General features: G+C 63.5%; 12 protein-coding genes. 3 read left to right on the forward strand and 9 right to left on the reverse strand.

Translation table 11 applies throughout. The features are described from left to right. Positions 1 to 14: 14 nt before the first annotated feature. The 3 genes from E8L22_RS04330 to E8L22_RS04340 form a co-directional block, all read right to left on the reverse strand. Complete coding sequence (locus E8L22_RS04330) at positions 15 to 749, reverse strand: glycine zipper family protein (protein ID WP_136524010.1); 735 nt, start codon at positions 747 to 749, stop codon at positions 15 to 17. 54 nt (positions 750 to 803) lie between these two features. Next, positions 804 to 3011: an ATP-dependent helicase gene (locus E8L22_RS04335; protein ID WP_136524011.1), complete on the reverse strand. Its 2208-nt coding sequence runs from the start codon at positions 3009 to 3011 to the stop codon at positions 804 to 806. A 93-nt stretch (positions 3012 to 3104) separates the two neighbouring features. Beyond that, positions 3105 to 3782, reverse strand: a complete 678-nt coding sequence (locus E8L22_RS04340; RefSeq protein WP_136524012.1) for a response regulator — start codon at positions 3780 to 3782, stop codon at positions 3105 to 3107. A gap of 435 nt (positions 3783 to 4217) precedes the next feature. Between E8L22_RS04340 and E8L22_RS04345 the strand changes: the two genes are divergently transcribed. The 3 genes from E8L22_RS04345 (at position 4218) to E8L22_RS04355 (ending at position 10739) form a co-directional block, all read left to right on the forward strand. Then, complete coding sequence (locus E8L22_RS04345; RefSeq protein ID WP_136524013.1) at positions 4218 to 7643, forward strand: CHASE domain-containing protein; 3426 nt, start codon at positions 4218 to 4220, stop codon at positions 7641 to 7643. Positions 7644 to 7689: 46 nt separating this feature from the next. Then, on the forward strand, positions 7690 to 8814 hold the full coding sequence (locus E8L22_RS04350; protein WP_136524014.1) for an ATP-binding response regulator: 1125 nt from the start codon (positions 7690 to 7692) through the stop codon (positions 8812 to 8814). Between the two features lie 176 nt (positions 8815 to 8990). Beyond that, positions 8991 to 10739: a response regulator gene (locus E8L22_RS04355; protein ID WP_136524015.1), complete on the forward strand. Its 1749-nt coding sequence runs from the start codon at positions 8991 to 8993 to the stop codon at positions 10737 to 10739. On the opposite strand, the gene E8L22_RS04360 is transcribed toward E8L22_RS04355, so the two are convergent. From E8L22_RS04360 to E8L22_RS04385, 6 genes are all read right to left on the reverse strand, one after another. Then, positions 10726 to 11424, reverse strand: a complete 699-nt coding sequence (locus tag E8L22_RS04360; protein ID WP_136524016.1) for a LamG domain-containing protein — start codon at positions 11422 to 11424, stop codon at positions 10726 to 10728. The two genes, E8L22_RS04355 and E8L22_RS04360, sit on opposite strands and share 14 nt — an antisense overlap. Before the next feature lie 56 nt (positions 11425 to 11480). Next, entirely contained in the window at positions 11481 to 12719 is a 1239-nt protein-coding gene (locus tag E8L22_RS04365; protein ID WP_136524017.1) for a hypothetical protein, read from the reverse strand. Positions 12720 to 12772: 53 nt separating this feature from the next. Next, positions 12773 to 14131, reverse strand: coding sequence for a sensor histidine kinase (locus E8L22_RS04370; RefSeq protein WP_136524018.1), 1359 nt, complete (start codon positions 14129 to 14131; stop codon positions 12773 to 12775). Then, positions 14128 to 14808 carry a response regulator transcription factor gene (locus tag E8L22_RS04375; protein ID WP_136524019.1) on the reverse strand — a complete coding sequence of 227 codons (681 nt, stop codon included), beginning with the start codon at positions 14806 to 14808 and terminating at the stop codon, positions 14128 to 14130. Before E8L22_RS04375 ends, E8L22_RS04370 begins: the two co-directional genes overlap by 4 nt. A gap of 230 nt (positions 14809 to 15038) precedes the next feature. Then, complete coding sequence (gene dcd / locus E8L22_RS04380; RefSeq protein ID WP_136524020.1) at positions 15039 to 15557, reverse strand: dCTP deaminase; 519 nt, start codon at positions 15555 to 15557, stop codon at positions 15039 to 15041. A gap of 31 nt (positions 15558 to 15588) precedes the next feature. Further along, positions 15589 to 16953 (reverse strand): glycosyltransferase family 87 protein, encoded by a 1365-nt coding sequence (locus tag E8L22_RS04385; protein ID WP_162604777.1) that lies wholly within the window; start codon positions 16951 to 16953, stop codon positions 15589 to 15591. Between the last annotated feature and the right edge of the window lie 192 nt (positions 16954 to 17145).

Consider the following 17145-nt stretch of genomic DNA (forward strand, 5'->3'; position numbering starts at 1 on the left):
TGCGAGCTTCGCGCCTACTTGCGCACGTTGAGCGGCAGGATCAGCTTCTGCACTTGCCCGGTCTCACGCTCGCGCCACTGCAGCCTCAACTCCTTCGCGCTCGGGGCCTCCCCCGGGAAGAAGATGAAGCCGTTGGAAAGGCTGTCTGCGGGTATGGGCCGCCCCTCCAGCCCCTTGCTCCTCAGGTCGTCCGAGATCCGGTTCTCACGCTCGTTGGAGGTCCCCTCCTGGGTGCCGCCGATGACGGCGCCGCCCGCCGCACCGATTGCGGCACCCTTGCCGAGGCTCCCCGCCACGCTCTTGCCGGAGACGATGCCGAGTGCGGCACCAAGCACGGTACCCGCGGCGGCGCCGAGGAGGGCGCCCTTTCCGGCACCCTTGCCGAAGAAGGAGGCGAACTGGGTCGAGCTTTCCAGCCGGTCGAAGGCAACCTTGTTGGTGACCATGGGCCAGTAGTTCCCCCCCTCGTCCACCAGGAAGGTCTGCCCTGCCATGAGCTCCAGAGTCTTGCCGCTTTTGTTGTCCATGACGAGCATGACCGGCAAAAGCCCCGCACCCTTGATGTCGAAACCGAAGGCCTGCTCTGCGGAGTCCGCGGTCGCGTACGCCTCGCCTCCGAGGGAGACGCCGCTCTGCTCCATGTGGTTCACGTACGCCTCGGGGGGACGGAAGGAGACGTACTGGCTCTTGTAATGGGTGCATCCGGAAAAGAGCATCATCGCGATCATCATGGCGGCTACTTTTCTCATGGCTGGCCTCCTTGCATTCTCATTAGTATCACCGCAGTAACTATATACCCGTTTTCAGGCTCGCTCAAGCCCGGCGAAGCGCACGAGGAGCTTCTTCGGCCCGCCGAGCGAGTTGAACCAGACGATCACCTTCTGGTTGTCCCCTTCCCCCTCGATCTTCCGGATGGTGCCCGGACCGAACTGGGCGTGGCGCACCTTCATCCCGACCCAGATGCCGTCCTCCCCGTCTTCCGGGACCATGCGCACCTCGTTGTCCGCCACCTCCGGCTCCATCTCGTCCTCGAAGAGGGAGGCCAGGTTGTGCGAGGAGGAAGTGAAGTCGCGCGAGGGCTCGGAACGCTGCCAGAGGTCGCCCCCGTCCAGGAGCTCCTTCGGGATGTCCGCGATGAAGCGGGCCGGCGCGTTCATCTGCTCCTGGCCGAAGATGTGGCGCCGGCGCACGTTCAGAAGGAACAGGCGCTTTTTCGCCCGGGTCATCCCGACGTAGCAGAGCCTTCTCTCCTCCTCCATCTGCTCCGGATTCTCAAGGGCGCGCGCGTGGGGGAAGAGCTTCTCCTCCATGCCGATCATGAAGACGAGCTGGAACTCGAGCCCCTTGGCCGAGTGCAGCGTCATGAGCGTAGCCGATGCCTTCTTGCCGTCCCCCTCGTGCTCGAGGTCGCTGACCAACGCCACCTGCTCCAGGAAGTCGGCGAGCCCCTTCTCCCCCGGCCCGGTCTCGTAGACCTGCATGGCGGTCACGAGCTCCTGCAGGTTCTCGATGCGGTCCTGCCCCTCGTCGCGGGGAAGGCTCTTCAGGCGCGCGTAGTATCCGGAATCGTTGATGACGGCGGCGGTGAGCTCGGAGAGCGGGAGCTTCTCGGAGTGGGCCTTGTAACCCTCCATCTCGTTCACGAAAGCGGCGACCTTCCCCTTGGCAGCGGCCGGCAGCAGCGGCCCGTAGGCCCCCTCCAGCATGGCGTCGTGGAACGGTATCCCCTTTTCGTTGGCGAAGTCGGCGATTCTTTGCACCGTGGTGTTGCCGATGCCGCGCGGCGGGGTGTTGATGATGCGCTTCAACGAGACGTCGTCGGCGGGGTTGTCGAGCACCTTCAGGTAGGCAAGGATGTCCTTCACCTCGAGGCGCGCGTAGAAACGGACGCCGCCGACCATGTGGTAGGGGACGCTCGCCGCCACCATGGCGTCCTCGATGACGCGGGACTGGGCGTTGGTGCGGTAGAAGACGGCGACCTCGGAGAGATCTCCACCTTCGGAGAGGAAGCGCTCGATCTCGCGGCAGACGAGGCGCGCCTCTTCCCACTCGTTCGGGAGGGTGCGGTAGACGATCGACTCCCCTTCCGGGTTGTCGGTCCAAAGCCTTTTGGGCTTTCTGCCCCGGTTCTTCTGCACCACGTGCCAGGCGCCGTCCAGGATGTTCTTCGTGGAACGGTAGTTCTGCTCCAGCTTCACCACCTTGACGTTCGGGAAATCCTTCTCGAACTCGAGGATGTTGCGGATGTCGGCGCCGCGCCAGCCGTAGATGGACTGATCGTCATCCCCGACGACGCAGAGGTTCTGCCTCTCCCCGGCAAGGAGCTGCACCAGGCGGTACTGCACCGGGTTCGTATCCTGGTACTCGTCCACCATGATCCAGCGGTAGCGCTTCAGGTACTTTTCCAGCACCTCCGGGTGCTCCTCGAAAAGCTGCACGGTAAGGAGCAGCAGGTCGCCGAAGTCGACCGCGTTGCAGCGCTTCAGGCGCTCCTGGTAGCAGCGGTACACCCGGGCGAGCGTCGCCTGGTAGGGGGAATCGGCCGGAACGTCGAAGGGGGACATCCCCTGGTTCTTGAACTCGTCGATGGAGCTTCCCAGAAGCTTCACCGGATAGCGCTTCTCGTCCAGGTTCAGTTCGGCCGCGCAGTCCTTAAGGAGGCGCTCGCAGTCCTTGTCGTCGTAGATGGCGAAGTTCGGGTCGTAGCCGAGACTTTTGATGTCGTTTCTGAGAAACCGGGCGCAGGTGGAATGGAAGGTGGAGACGAGCGGCGTCTCGCCGTCGCCCAGCATGTGCCGGATGCGCTCGCGCATCTCGCCTGCGGCCTTGTTGGTGAAGGTGACGGCCAGGATCTGCCAGGGGGGAACGCCCCGCTCGTGGATCAGGTAGGCGATGCGGTGCACGATGACGCGGGTCTTGCCGGAGCCCGCGCCCGCAAGGACCAGGAGCGGTCCCTCGCCGTGCTGCACGGCCTCCTTCTGCGGAGGGTTCAGATTGTGGAGCAGTTTCATGGTTTTCCTTAAGGCCCGCCGGGGCTTAGGCGCCCCGGGAGGAAGCGCCTCTTTATACCACCTAAGCCCCGTTCAGGTCAAAAGGGAATCTGCCTACAGCTTCTCCAGGGCCCGGGCCAGCGCCACGCGCAGCGGTTTCGGGAGCAGCGCGAACCTGACGCCGATCCCCCTCGGGCGGGTCTTTCCGCTCTCGTCGATCCAGACTACTTTGCAGGGGGTATCTACTGCGGTGCCGTCGGGAAGGGTGAAGGAGAGATGGATGACATTTCCCGAATTGGCGACGAGATCGGTAGCCAGGTAGGCACCCTCCACCCCCAGGTCATGCAGCGTGCAGGGTGCAAAGACCCCGTTGCAGGAAAGGGTGGCCGGAAGGCTGCAGGGGACGCGCTTTTCGCGGCGGTCGATGTCCGGGATGAACTCGCGGGCGATCTCCAGGAAACGGTCACGGCCGGCGGGCTTGGTGAGGAAGTAATTGCAGCCGGCGGCAAGGCTCTCTTCCCGGTCCGACTCAGATGAACTGGAGGAGACGATCACGACGGGGGTGTTGCCGTGCGACGGGGTGGCACGGATCGCCTTGCAGCAGCTCGCGCCGTCCATGTTGGGCATCTGCAGGTCCATGAAAACGACGCGGGGGCTATGGGATTGCACCGCTTCCAGCGCCTCGACGCCGTCGCGTGCGGTGACGATCTTTACATCGGCGTGCCGGAAAAAATCTCTCTCGATTTCGAGGAACATCTGCAGATCGTCAACGAGCAGAATGGTGGGTTGCAATGGCATCTTCTCCCTGTGAGGGTAGGTTTTTGAATATAGAATTTTTCAAATAAAATACGACTTACCGTGCGCCAAGTCAAGGTACAGCAGTCCACAGAGCCGCTTCTATCCGCGCATGCGCCTTGCAAGGCAGCTCGATCCCCTCTTTAAACCGCACAAGCTGCCGGACTTTCGACTTTTCCGCGCGTGAGAGCGCCGTAAGGCCAAGTAAGACAAACTCCGACATTAAAATGGGCCCGCAACTTATATATGGCGTGAGCAATTATTGTTATCTTTCAATGGCTTTCCTGAACCAACCCTTAAAGCACCCCTCCCCCGGAAGTGGAGGTTGGAAGGGGGAAAGCTGGCCGTCAAGGGGACGGAGCGAGCCCCCCACGATCATCCTCTAATCAGGATCCCCTTTACCGCCGCCCGGTGTATGGAGCAGCCGCTTTTATGACAGCAAACAGCCTGACCCGCATCCCCATCGTCGCCCTGGCCTACGCCGTTCTCGGCGCCCTCGGCCTCGCCCTGGCCATTCCCCCTGGCTATGCGAGCCCGGTGTTTCCCGCCGCCGGCCTCGCGGTCGCCGCGGCGCTCAACTTCGGCAACCGCATCCTCCCCGGCATCTGGCTCGGTTCCCTCTTCATCAACCTTGCCACCCCCTGGCACCACGGCACCCTCCATCCGGATGCGGCGGTGGTGGCTGTGCTTCTCGCCACCGGGGCGACGCTGCAGGCCTACGCCGCGGCAGCCCTGGTGACCCGGTTCATGGGAGAGAAGTGGCGCGTGCTGGAATCCGAGCGGGATATCGCCTGTTTCCTCGTCTGCAGCGGCCCGGTCGCTTGTCTCGTCTCGGCCACGGTGGGCATCGCGGCGCTCCAGCTGGCCGGCATCATCCCGAAGGAAGACCTTGCCTTTTCCTGGTGGAGCTGGTGGAGCGGCGACACGTTAGGGGTGGTGCTGTTCGCTCCGCTCACCCTGATCTTCCTGCTCAGAGAATCCCCCTGGAAGGAGCGTTTGCTGAACGTCACCGTCCCGATGACGGTAACCCTCATGCTGGTAACGGTGTCCTACCTCGGCATCGCACGCTGGGAGCAGAGGCAGCAGGAGGCACAGATCGCCGACCACGGCAGAAAGCTGACCCGGCTGCTCGATCACCGCCTGATCGCGCACCAGGAGGCCATCGCCGCGCTGCGCCGGGTGATCGAGATGAACCCGGAGATGACCTTCAGGCAGTTCGAGTATTTCACCAGCATAACTGTGCGCGACAACCCGGACATCTTCGGGCTGAGCTTCAACCCCTTCGTACCGCATGCCGACCGCGGCCGCTTCGAAACCGCAATGGCGGCCAAATCCCCGACCGGCAGTTTCAGGATCGCCGAGAGAAACAGCCGGAAAGACCTTGTCCCCGCCGGAACCCGCCCGCACTACGTCTGTGTCGGCTACATCGCTCCCATCGCCGGGAACCTCCCCGCCATAGGTTTCGACATCAACTCGGAGCCGATACGCCGCGCTGCCATCGACAAGGCCCTCGGTACCGGGCGCCCCGCGGTCACCGCTCCGATCCAGCTCGTGCAGGAGCAGCAGAAGCGGGTGGGGGTACTGTTGATGCATCCCGCCTACCGCCGCCCCGGCACGGCGGTCGCGACCGACCCCGCTTCGCCTCTGGGGTTCGCCGTCGCCGTTATCAAGGTAGACGAGATGATCCAGATCGCCATCCGCGACCAGTTGCCCGAGGGGCTGGAACTGCGGGTCAGCGATCCCGCGGCGCCTGCGTCAAAACGCGTCCTCTTCCAGTCGGCAAGCGCGCCGCAACCCGCCGACTCCTACGCCTGGCACGGCAAGCTCACCATCGCCGACCGCCACTGGACCGTCGACATCTTCCCGACCTCAGAGTACCTCGCCCAGCACCGTTCCTGGATCGCCTGGAGTGTCGGGATCATCGGGCTCCTCTTCGCCGCCCTCCTGCAGGTGATGATGCTCGCCATGACCGGACGCACCTCGGTTATCCAGCGGCGGGTATCCGAACAGACCGTGGCCCTGATGCAGGCAAAGGAACTGGCGGATGCGGCGAACCAGGCCAAGGGGGAGTTCCTGGCCAACGTAAGCCACGAGATACGCACGCCAATGAACGCCATCATCGGCATCGCCTATCTCATGCGCCGAGACGCCACCGGCCGCCAACGCCAGCAGCTGTGCAAGATCGACCGGGCCGCCCGACACCTGCTCGGCATTATCAACGACGTACTCGACTTCTCGAAGGTCGATGCCAAGAAAATGACTCTGCAACCTACCGTGTTCGGCATCTCCTCCATCATCGAAACGATCCGCTCGGTACTCGCGGACCGGATCGAACAGGCCCAGGTGGATTTTATCGTGGACGTACGCAACATCCCGCGTCGTGTGTACGGCGACGACCTGAAGTTGGAGCAGATATTGCTTAACTTCGTCAGCAACGCGTTCAAGTTCACCGAGCGCGGCACCATTGAGCTGATTGGCGAGAAAATTCGTTGCGAAGGGGAACGGGTCTGGCTCAGGTTCTCGGTGCGCGACACCGGCATCGGCATGACATCCGGGCAGCAGGAGAAGATCTTCAATGCCTTCGAGCAGGGAGACGGCTCCATGACCAGGCGCTACGGCGGGACCGGCCTTGGCCTCGCCATTTGCCAGCGCCTTGCGGACCTGATGGATGGGCACATCCACGTCGAAAGCACCCCCGGTGCAGGTAGCACCTTCTCCTTCGAGGCACCTTTCGGCTTGGTGGACGGCGCCGAGGTCACCGATCGTAGCGTAGCAGCGGCAACGGCGCGGGCCGAGGCGGTTGACGTGGAGGCACGCCTTGCCCCCCACGCCGGCCGAAAGGTCCTTCTTGCCGAGGACAACCCGCTCAACAGGGATGTCATCATCGATCTTTTGCAGCATGTTGGACTCGAGGTGGATGCGGCGGTCGACGGCGAGAAGGCATTACGACTCGCCCGGCAAAAGCGTTATGAGCTCGTGCTTCTCGACATGCAGATGCCGGTAATGGGGGGGATCGAAACGGTGCAGCAACTGCGACAGCTTGCCGGGTATGAGTCGACACCCGTGCTCGCACTGACGGCGAACGCCCGGGAAGACGACGTGGAAGCCTGCCGCCGCGCCGGGATGAACGCCCACATCAGCAAACCGGTCGATCCGAACCAGCTCTACGCCACGCTGCTCAACTGGCTGCCGAAGCCGACCGGCGCACCGCGTCGCGTGGAAAACCGGACCACGACCGCGGAGGGTCCCAGCGCCAACGACCTCATCATGGGGATCCCGGGGTTGGACGTCGCGACGGGGCTGCGCAGCTTCCGCGGAAACGCCGCGCGCCTCGTCGCGATGCTGTCGCGCTTCACCAGCTCACACGCGGCGGACGCCATGATCATCGAGGAGGCAGTCGAACAGGGGAACCTGGCGGCGGTAAGGCATCTCTCCCACAACCTGAAGGGGACCGCGGGAGCCCTCGGGCTCGCTGCCATTCAGCGGGCCGCTGGGGAGGTGGAAATGGCGGCGAGGGAGCAGCAGTCCAAGGAGGACCTTTTGCTGTTTTGCCGGAACCTGCAGAGAAAATTCGCCGAGGTTACCCCCTTCCTGCAGTCCCTTCCGGGAGCGCTCCCGGTGCCTGAGGTGGCCGTTCCCTGGCCCCGGCTACGCGACGGCATGCAGCAGCTGCATGACCTCCTTGCCAATGATGACATCGAGGCGGTTCAGTGCTTCGACGAGTTGCGCGGCATGCTGTACGAGACTGGGCAGGACGAGACCCGGGAACTGGCGCGACACGTGGAGGCCTTCGCCTTCGACCGGGCGCTGGTGCAACTGGGAGCGATGATGGAGCGGTTTCAACAGGCCCCGAAGTAAGAGCGGATGCCGGTTTGCGGCAGGGCAATGAAACGAGGAGGGTTTGATGAACAGCAAGAATGAGCGCCCGACGGTCCTCATCGTCGACGACACCCCGGATAACCTCGCCTTCATGGGACAGCTTCTCAAGGACGATTACCAGGTGCGCGTGGCCACCAACGGGGCGAAGGCACTGCAGATCGCACGGGACGCGCGCCATCTCGACGTTATCCTGCTCGACATAATGATGCCCGAGCTCGACGGCTACGAGGTGTGCCGTCTCCTGAAAGGCGATCCCGCCACGAGAGAAATTCCCGTCATCTTCCTGACCGCGAAATCGGATCCGGAGAGCGAGCGCCGCGGCCTGGAGCTTGGCGCCGCCGACTACATCACCAAACCGATCAGCCCTCCCATCGTTCTCGCACGCATCAAGACCCAGTTGAACCTGAAGGCCGCCGCCGACTTCATGCGCGACAAAAACGAGCTTCTGGAGCTGGAGGTGGCGCAGCGCACCGGGGAGTTGCAGAAGTCCAACCAGCAGTTGCGGCTGCTCGCCGCACGCGTGGAAACGGTAGCGGAGCAGGAGCGCATCGAGATCGCAAGAGAATTGCACGACGAGTTGGGACAGCTCCTGACCGCCTTGAAGCTCGACCTCGCCTGGCTCAAAAGGCGCTGCCCCGAAGGGGAGACGCCGGTCGCCGGTAAGATCGAGGCCATGGACCAGGTGATCAACGCGACCATCGGGACGGTGCGGCGCCTGACCACCGGGCTGCGCCCGAGGATGCTGGACGAACTCGGCGTGGTTGCCGCGATCGAGGCGGAAGTGCAGGAGATGCGTAACCGGCACCTGGAGTGCACTCTCGACGTCCCGCGGCGAAACACTACCATCGACAAGGAGCGCCAGGTGTCGCTGTTCAGGATTTTCCAGGAGAGCATGACCAACGTCATGCGCCACTCGGGCGCCACCCGTGTCGAGATACTCCTCGACCTGGACGAGGAGCGCGCCCTGCTGCAGGTGACCGACAACGGCTGCGGCATCGGCAGCGCCCCCGCCAACAACCGTTCTCTCGGCCTCGTCGGGATGCAGGAGCGCGCGCACCGCTGGGGCGGCAGCTTCGAAATCCTTGGCACCCCCGGTGCCGGCACCACGGTCCGCGCCGTCATCCCGCTACGCGATCCCGCGGCAGCGTAGCCCTCAGCGCACCTCCCCTGCCCCCGGCGAAAGCGGCGGAAGTCCCCCCCCTGGCGGCATTGCCGCCGCCGGCTGCATTCACCTCTCACCTCTCCCCCCTGACACTTCCCATGCGCTTGTCGCAACGGCCTTTTTTGTTAATATTCTCCAATGTAATTTCCAGCCGGGAGATCCTCATGGGAACGGGACGGGACATACTGATCGTCGATGACAACGAGGTGGTGACATCGGTCCTGGTCGAACTCTTCATCAAGGAAGGGTACGACAGCTCCGGGGTCGCGACCGGCGAGGAGTGCCTCGAGGAGCTGCAGCGCACCCCGTACAAGCTGGTGATGCTCGACGTGCGCCTGCCGGGGATCAGCGGCATCGAGGTGCTGCGCGCCATCGGCGAGTCCCACCCCGGCGTCGATGTCATCATCATGACGAGCCACGTGTCGCTGGAGACCGCGGTGCAGGCACTACGCCTTGGAGCCCAGGATTACCTCTTCAAACCGTTCGACGACCTGGAGATGGTGCTCACCACGGTGAACAAGACCCTGGAGCGGCGCCGCCTCATGAGCGAACACGACGACCTGGTGCGCACCTTGGCCGACCTCGCCGTCGAGAACACGCGCATCATGAAGGAACTGCGCCAGGCGAACAGCGACCTCGAGGAAAAGGTGTCGCAGCGGACCGCGGAGCTGTCCCGGGCCAACCTGCACCAGAAGACGATCATCGCGGAGCTCAGGGAGGCAAAGGAGGCGGCCGAGGCGGCGAACCGGGCCAAGTCCCAGTTCCTCGCCAACATGAGCCACGAGATCCGCACCCCGATGAACGGCGTGCTCGGCATGGCGGAACTTTTGCTGCGCACCGACCTGGACCAGAGGCAGCGCGGCTACGCCGAGATGCTGCACCACTCAGGGACGTCGCTCCTCGCCATCATCAACGACATCCTCAACATCTCGAAAATCGAGGCGGGGAAGCTGGAGCTGGAGAAGATCACCTTCGATCTGCACGACGCTGTGCAGGGAGCCGTCGAGCTGTACCGCGAGGTCGGGCGACGCAAGGGTGTGGCGGTCGAGCTCGAAGTGACGACGGGAGTTCCCCGCCACGCCGTCGGCGACCCGAATCGTCTGCGCCAGGTGCTGATCAACATCATCGATAACGGCCTCAAGTTCACCGAGCAGGGCTCGGTTCAGGTCCGGGTCAATCTCATCGATGAAAGCGGCGTGGGGCATCACGTCGGGTTCGAGGTTAAGGACACCGGCATCGGCATCCCGGCGCAGTCGCTTGACACCGTCTTCGACCTCTTCGCCCAGGTGGACGGCTCCACGACGCGCCGATACGGCGGGACCGGTCTCGGGCTCGCCATCGCCAAACAGCTGGTCGAGCTGATGGGAGGCGAGATCGGCGTCGAGAGCGAGCAGGGAAAAGGGTCTACCTTCAGCTTCATCGTCTATCTCGGCAAGGCCCCGCAGACACCGGAGCTTCAGCAAGAGACGCCCTACCTGGAAGCGCAAGCGGGCGAGGGAAACTCCGCGGCCTTCGCCGCACATGTGCTTCTTGCCGAAGACAACCCGGTCAACTGCGAGGTGGCCCACGCCATGATCACCGCGCTCGGGTGCCAGGTCGACGTGGTTCAAAACGGGGTGCAGGCGATCGCGGCGCTCTCCTGCAAAGAGTACGATCTCGTCTTCATGGACTGCCAGATGCCGGAGCTCGACGGTTACGAGGCGACCCACGCGATACGTTTCAAGGAGCGCGGAACCGGCAGACATACCACCATCGTCGCCCTCACCGCCCACGCCATGGCCGGCTCCCGCGAGTTTTGCCTCGGTGTCGGCATGGACGACTATCTCAGCAAGCCCTTCAGCCTCGAGCAGCTCCGGGACGTGATGTCGAGGTGGCTGCCGCCCTGCTGCACCTCGGAATTCATCTCTCAGTGACGGTGAATCTGTCGAAGAAAACATAGGAATCGGCCTTCGACCAGAGGCCGATGCGACCGTCGACCGGTTCGGTCCAAGGCTGGTCCACATACTTCACCCCGTTCAGGTATCCGAGGATCCTTTTCCCCTCCACGACGAGCTTGAGATCGTGCCACCGGCCGGACTGGACCGGCACCTTGCCGGCCCACTGCACCGTGGTCCGCCGCCCCTGCTCCATACGGAACAGGACTAGGTTGTCCTCCAGTGCGTTGGCGCGCAGCAGCAGGTAGTCCCCGTTCGGCTTGATGTCGAAGGCAATCCCCGCCGCCTGGTCGATCGTGCCGCTCACCCCCTTGAAGGCCACCTCGATGCTCCCCCCCCGGAAGTTTCTGACCTCGTGGCAGATCGACAGCGGAAAGTAGCGGTACCGTTCCAGTCCCGCAAGGAATTGCGGGGCGCCCGCTCCGTAGAGCGCCTTCGCCTTGACGGGGGCAGCCGGAGCCAGGACGCCCTGTTCCCAGCTTCGGCCGTCGACCGCGTAGACGGCGCGGGTCCCGTCGCGGTCCACGTGCCAAGTCCCGACCAGCGCGCTGAAACTCCGCGCTTCGGCTCCCGGCGTCTCCCCGGCAAACCCGATCTGCCCTTTCGCTGAGGCCGGAAGTGCCGTGGCGGCCAAGGCGGCCGCCGTCACCAGTATCGTCAACATTTTCCTGAAATTTCTCTTCACCTGGCTCATCTGTCGGCACTCCCGGCGCATATTTCTCACCCCTGCTTGACCTTCAAGGTGAAGGTCGCCCCGTTCATATCGGTCTGGTCCTCGGTGTAGGAGCGGCTGTTGTAACGGTTGAGGTCGTAGATCAGGCGCGCCTTTACCGTGTAGGTGCCGCTGGGGAGCACCGGGGTCCAGGTGAGGATGCGCTCCTCGCCGGCCCTGATGATCGCTTCATGCGGCCCCTGCGCATCGGCCTGGCTCGCCGCGATCGCATCGGGACGCTTCTTGTCCTCCTCGAGGAATTTCCTGTCGTCCGGGCGGGGGCCGTAGGAAGGCGCGAACATCCATTCCCTGGTCGCTACGGGCTTGCCCATCCGGTCCGACACCACGACGTTCAGGTAGACCGCGCGACGGTTGGAACCGGTGGGGACCGAGTGTCCCGCGCCGATGTTGATCAGATGGAAGGCGAGATCGGCTTTCCCCTCGCCCGGCTGGCTGATCGCCATGCTGAGCGCGCTCGCCAGGCGCTGCTGGGAACGCCCACCGGTCCACAGGTGGCGCGCCACCGGGCGCTCCGGGTTGTCATAATCCTCGGCGACCTTGCGCATCGTGCGCGGCATGTGGCAATCCTGGCACTGCTGCTTGCCAAGCCCCGGTTTGAAGAAGTCCTCGCGCCATTCGAGGAAAGTCTGCGTCTGCTTGCCTGACACCCTTTTCCCCATGCTGTGGCAGTAGGCGCACATGGCGGACGTCTGTATGGCGGGATCGGCCACGGTCTCGTGCGGCGCATTGACGGCATGGGCGGAGCGGATCTTCCCTTCCGGGGTGAGATGGCAGCTCGCACAGGTGATGCCGATCGCCTCCTTGTCCTTGCCACGGGCCTTCGGCTTTGTCATCTCGGCGATGTTGATTTCGGGGATGGTGAAGGGCTCGGGGTAATGGCAGACGTTGCAGGAACGCCCCTCCTCCTCGGCCTCTCGGGCATGCACCGGGTACTTCTCGGACCCGGCGAAGGCGTGGGCGGTGGCGGTAGCCGAAACTCCCGCAGGCATCGGTATCGCCTCCCCTTCCTTCTGCGGAATGGTGGTCGGCCGGTAGTGCAGATCACTGCCGTAGCCGAAGGCGAACTCCCGGTAAATGGCCTTGTGGCACGCTCCGCAGGTCTCGGAAGGGGTGGCGGTCCCCTGCGGGAAGTTCATCCCTCCGGTACCGGCACCGGCGGCCAGCGCCGTTCCGGCCAACAGCATGGCAACGAGCCCCGTGCATCCCGAGATGATCGATTTTTTCATGTTTTCCCCCTGTGGCGGCCGTGCCGCCTTTGCCGTCCCACGTTACGTGCGGTTTATGTGATCGGAAGCAGGATGCTGAACCTGCAGCCCCGCCCCTCTTCGCTCTCCAATTCGATCCTGCCGCCGTTCAACTCCACCGCCTGGCGCGAGATGGCGAGGCCAAGCCCCGCCCCCCCCATCTCGCGAGAGCGTCCGGGGTCGGCTCGGTAAAAGCGGTCGAAGATGAGCTCCCGGTGTTCCCGCGCGATTCCCGGCCCCTGGTCCTGCACCTCGAGCGCGGCCTCGCCCCGCTCCGTCCTGCGCACGCGCACCTCGATGCGACCTCTCGGCGGCGAGTACTTAACCGCGTTGTCCAGCACGTTGATCAGCGCCTGGCGCAGCATCTCCGGGTTCACCATGGCGTAGAGCCCCTTTTCGGTCCGCAGTTCGATCGTCTGTCCCTTTTCCTCCGCCAGCACCCCGATGATCTCCACCACGTCCACCGCCACCTGCGCGAGCTCGACCCGTTCCCTCACCACGGAAAGCGCCCTCGCGTCGCCGCGGCTCAAGGTCAGCAGGCTGTCCACCAACCTGGTCAGCCGGTCCGATTCCTCCAGCATGCTGGCAATCACCTCGCGACAGCCGGCGGCATCCAGTTCCCGCTGCAACCCTACTTCTCCCACGCTCCTGAGCGCCGTGAGCGGCGTGCGCAACTCGTGCGAGGCGTCGGCGCTGAAGCGGCGCAGCCTTTCGAAGGAATCCTCCAGCCGCGCGAAGGTGCCGTTCAGCATCAGCGCCAGGCGGCCGAACTCGTCGTCGGAATTTTCCACCGGGAGCCGCTCGGAGAGCCGCTCCGCCGTAATGGCACCCGCCCGCGCCGTCATGGTCTCGATGGGAATGAGGACCCGACCGGCCAGCAAATACCCGCCCAACACCGCCACGAGCACGGCGAGCGGGCTTCCCACGAGCAGGATCACCGCGATGCTTTCCAGACTCGTACTCAGCGTCTGTTCGTTCTCGGCGACGACGACACGCGACTGTCCCGGCAACTGCAGTACCGCGTTCCTGATCCGGAAGGGTTGCCCGGCGTGTGAACGCCAGGAGCGAGCGGGACCTTCCGGCACCTCGGCGAGCGCCTTCTCCAGCACCTCCCTGCTCCACCCGGGCGTCTCGGCGACGACCACGTTCCCCTGGCTCACCTGGAAAAATTCCACCGAGCCGTGCTGCGCCAACTCGTTGATCTCGAACGGCTCCTCGCGCAGCACACGCGTCACCGTGGCGAGGTCGCGTTCCAGTTGCGCGTCCATCTCGCGCAGCAGGCTGGCGCGGACGAAGAGGTAGACCCCGAGCGCGAAGGCGATCACGATGGCGGCCAGGGCGGCGGCGTACCAGACGGTCAAGCGCAACCGTATGCTGCGCGGTCTGAGCATCATTGCCCTTCCTCCATGGTGAACCCAAGCCCTCTCACCGTCCTGAGCAGCTTGCGTTCGAACGGGCCGTCCACCTTGCGCCTTAACCTGGCGACGTGCACGTCGATCACGTTGTCGAGCGGGGTCGAGCGTTCCTTCACCTGCCAGACGTCCCGCGCCAGCATCTCGCGGGTCACCACGCTCCCCTGGTTGCGCAACAGGTACTCAAGGAGCTGAAATTCCTTTACCGTCAGCTCGATTCCCTCGCCGTCGCGCTTCACCTTCCGCCCTACCAGATCCATCTCCAGCCCCCCCAGGGAGAGCTTCACCGGAGTCTCCTTCTTTTCCCGGCGCAGTATCAGCCTGATGCGGGCCAACAACTCCGGGAACGCGAACGGCTTCACCAGGTACTCGTCCGCACCGCTGTCCAGCCCGAGGACGCGATCCTCGATCGAGTCGCGCGCGGTCAGTATCAGCACCGGCGTCTCAAAGCCGCGCTTTCGCATGGTGGTAAGGATCTCGAGCCCGTCGCGCCCCGGCAGCATCAGATCGAGCAGGACCAAATCGAAGGCGCCGGCACTTAGCTGGTAGAACCCATCTTCACCGCTGTAGGCCACGCTCACCTGGTACTGCTCGGCCTCGAGCCCGACCTTCAAGGCATCGGCCACCTTCTTCTCGTCCTCTATCACCAGCACGTGCATGCACGCTCCTTGAACTGTTCGCAGTATCAGCCAAATCGGTCATCGGTCTCAACTGAAGTTGTTCTGACAAAGCAGTAAGAATAGCCGTCGGAGCATCGGCTTATCCGACGCACGGTCGGTCCGCCTGGTTCGTGAAGGCAGAAGTTAAACCCGAAGCTGGCTTTGCACGATACCCGTACGGGAGAGAGGGGTGCACCGTTGCCTGGAGGTGAGTGTGGCAAAGGCGTGGATCAAGGCTTCAGTTGATCGAAAAATTTCCCGTGATATTTCGCCGTCCCGATGCAGCGCTCGAAAACGAACTGGCAGATCCTCGTCCCCGGGTAGAGCGCCAGCGGCTTGTGACCCAGGTTCACGATCTCCAGCACCTGCCGGTTCGAGATCCCAGGCTGCATGAACCCGGCGGTGACATGAACCGCCAGCCCGAAACGGGCGAAGCGGCTTCTTCCCTCGAGCCATCCGGCGACCGTCTCGGCAAGTGTTATGCGCTCCTTGGTGATGCCGAGAACCATCTCGCAAGGTGCGATGGTGATGAATTCCCCGTCCGCCACGGAAACGGCTTCGGTCACGTCGGCGAAATCGGACTCGTTGTGCACGTGGCAGAGCCCGGTCTGCTTCTTGAAAATCCTGAAGTCGTTTCCCAGGGTGAGATCTACGGAGCCCGGCCCGATCTGGGAAGGGTCCAGCGGCTCTATGGTTATCTCCCCGCGTCCGATCGCCGCCGTTATTTCCCGGCCTACGAGTATCGACATTTTGCCACCTCCCTAGTGTGTGCGCCCTTCCTTATCCGGGCAGCACCTTCGCCCTCTGTACATCCACCACTTCGTTTCGCACTGACAGGTGTTCCAGGGTCCACACAAGCCACATGAGCCCAAGCACTGCGGCGAGAGGGACCAAGCTGATCGTGGTAACCGGGAAGGGAACCACCGGGCGACATGCCCCGACCAAGGCGGGGTCGCCCATGCCGATCATGATTCGGTTCAGCGTGACCGGCGGCACTATCAACAGCATTCCCGTAATGATAGCTGCGTTGGTCGCACCGGGCGGGAACTGCTGTTCCAGCAACCGCTTAGCAACAAGAGCGGCCGGAATAACTGCCAGCACGAGATAACTGTTCCAAGCGACAGGTGATATCAAGATGCTGACGCAGACCATTAAGGCGAAGGGAGCATCGAAAGAAATTTTCGAAAGGCGCGCGGAGGCGAACACCCCCGCCCCAAGCAGCGTCACCGGCGCAACGAAGGCGAGGGTGCTGGCAAGCTGGGGCGCGCTCCAGACCGGTGCGGCCTTGACGCCGCACATAACCGGTGAGTCCGTACCAGCGAAAAGCCGACAGGCAATGCCCCAGACTGAGAAGTTGGAGGCGTGACCCCGGTACAGCGAGGAGACCAGCGGCCCGACCTTGGTGTAGTAGGCGATGACGGCGTCGCTCCCGATGATGATTGCTGCGACGCCGTTGGCAGCAAGGACGGTGATGCCCGCCGCGAAGACCGCCTTCCAACGTCTCTGCACGGCAAAAAGGAGCACCAAAGGCCAGGCGATGAACTTTATCGCGATAGCAGCGCCGAGAAAAAAGCCGCCCCCAATCTCCCGACCGGCTTTTATCAGGTACCAAGTGCAGATCAGCAGGGCGAGTTTAAAAGTCATCAGTTGGCCGAGCACCAGATCCTGGAAAAACGGGCTCGAGGCAACCGCGAGAAAAGAGCAGGTCAGAACGGTCCCGGGCATCGGCCGCGCCCCCAAGCAGCGCAGCACCCCGTACACCGAAGCCGCCACGAGAGCAAGCTGGATGACGAACCACGTCTGCACCGCGTGCTGGTAGGAAAGAAGACCAAGCGGGGAAAAGAGCAGGCCGACGGCAGGGGGATGTGGCGTGGGATGCAGGAAAACCGCGTTGCTGATTGGTCCAAGGAAACGCGCCGCCAAGTCGGGGAGAGGTGCATAGGGATCGGTGCCGGCAAGAACCGCCTTAGCCAGGAGGTATTCCTGAATGAAATCCTTCTGGTGAATGTACTCGGGAGAAAAGTACTGGATGAGCCGCCGGATGGATAGTATGCCGAGGACGGCAATGAGAGTTGCCAGGACCGGCTTGGCGAAGGACGGCATCGAGACGACTATCCTCTTTATGACGTGTCCTGACTCAGCCACACCCCCTCCGCTCCATTCCATCAGGTATTGCCATCACACAAGTATCAGTGCAATTGTAGCGTTCTGCTCAGCTTGCGCCACTTGAAACCGAGTGAGTAAACGAGTCGATAGGATACTACCTGTGTAACGGAGGTCAAGCTGGGGCAGGACGAACGAGCGGAGTGCGCTTCGAAGCAAACACTTTAGCTCAAA

Source organism: Geomonas ferrireducens (assembly GCF_004917065.1).
GTDB lineage: Bacteria > Desulfobacterota > Desulfuromonadia > Geobacterales > Geobacteraceae > Geomonas > Geomonas ferrireducens.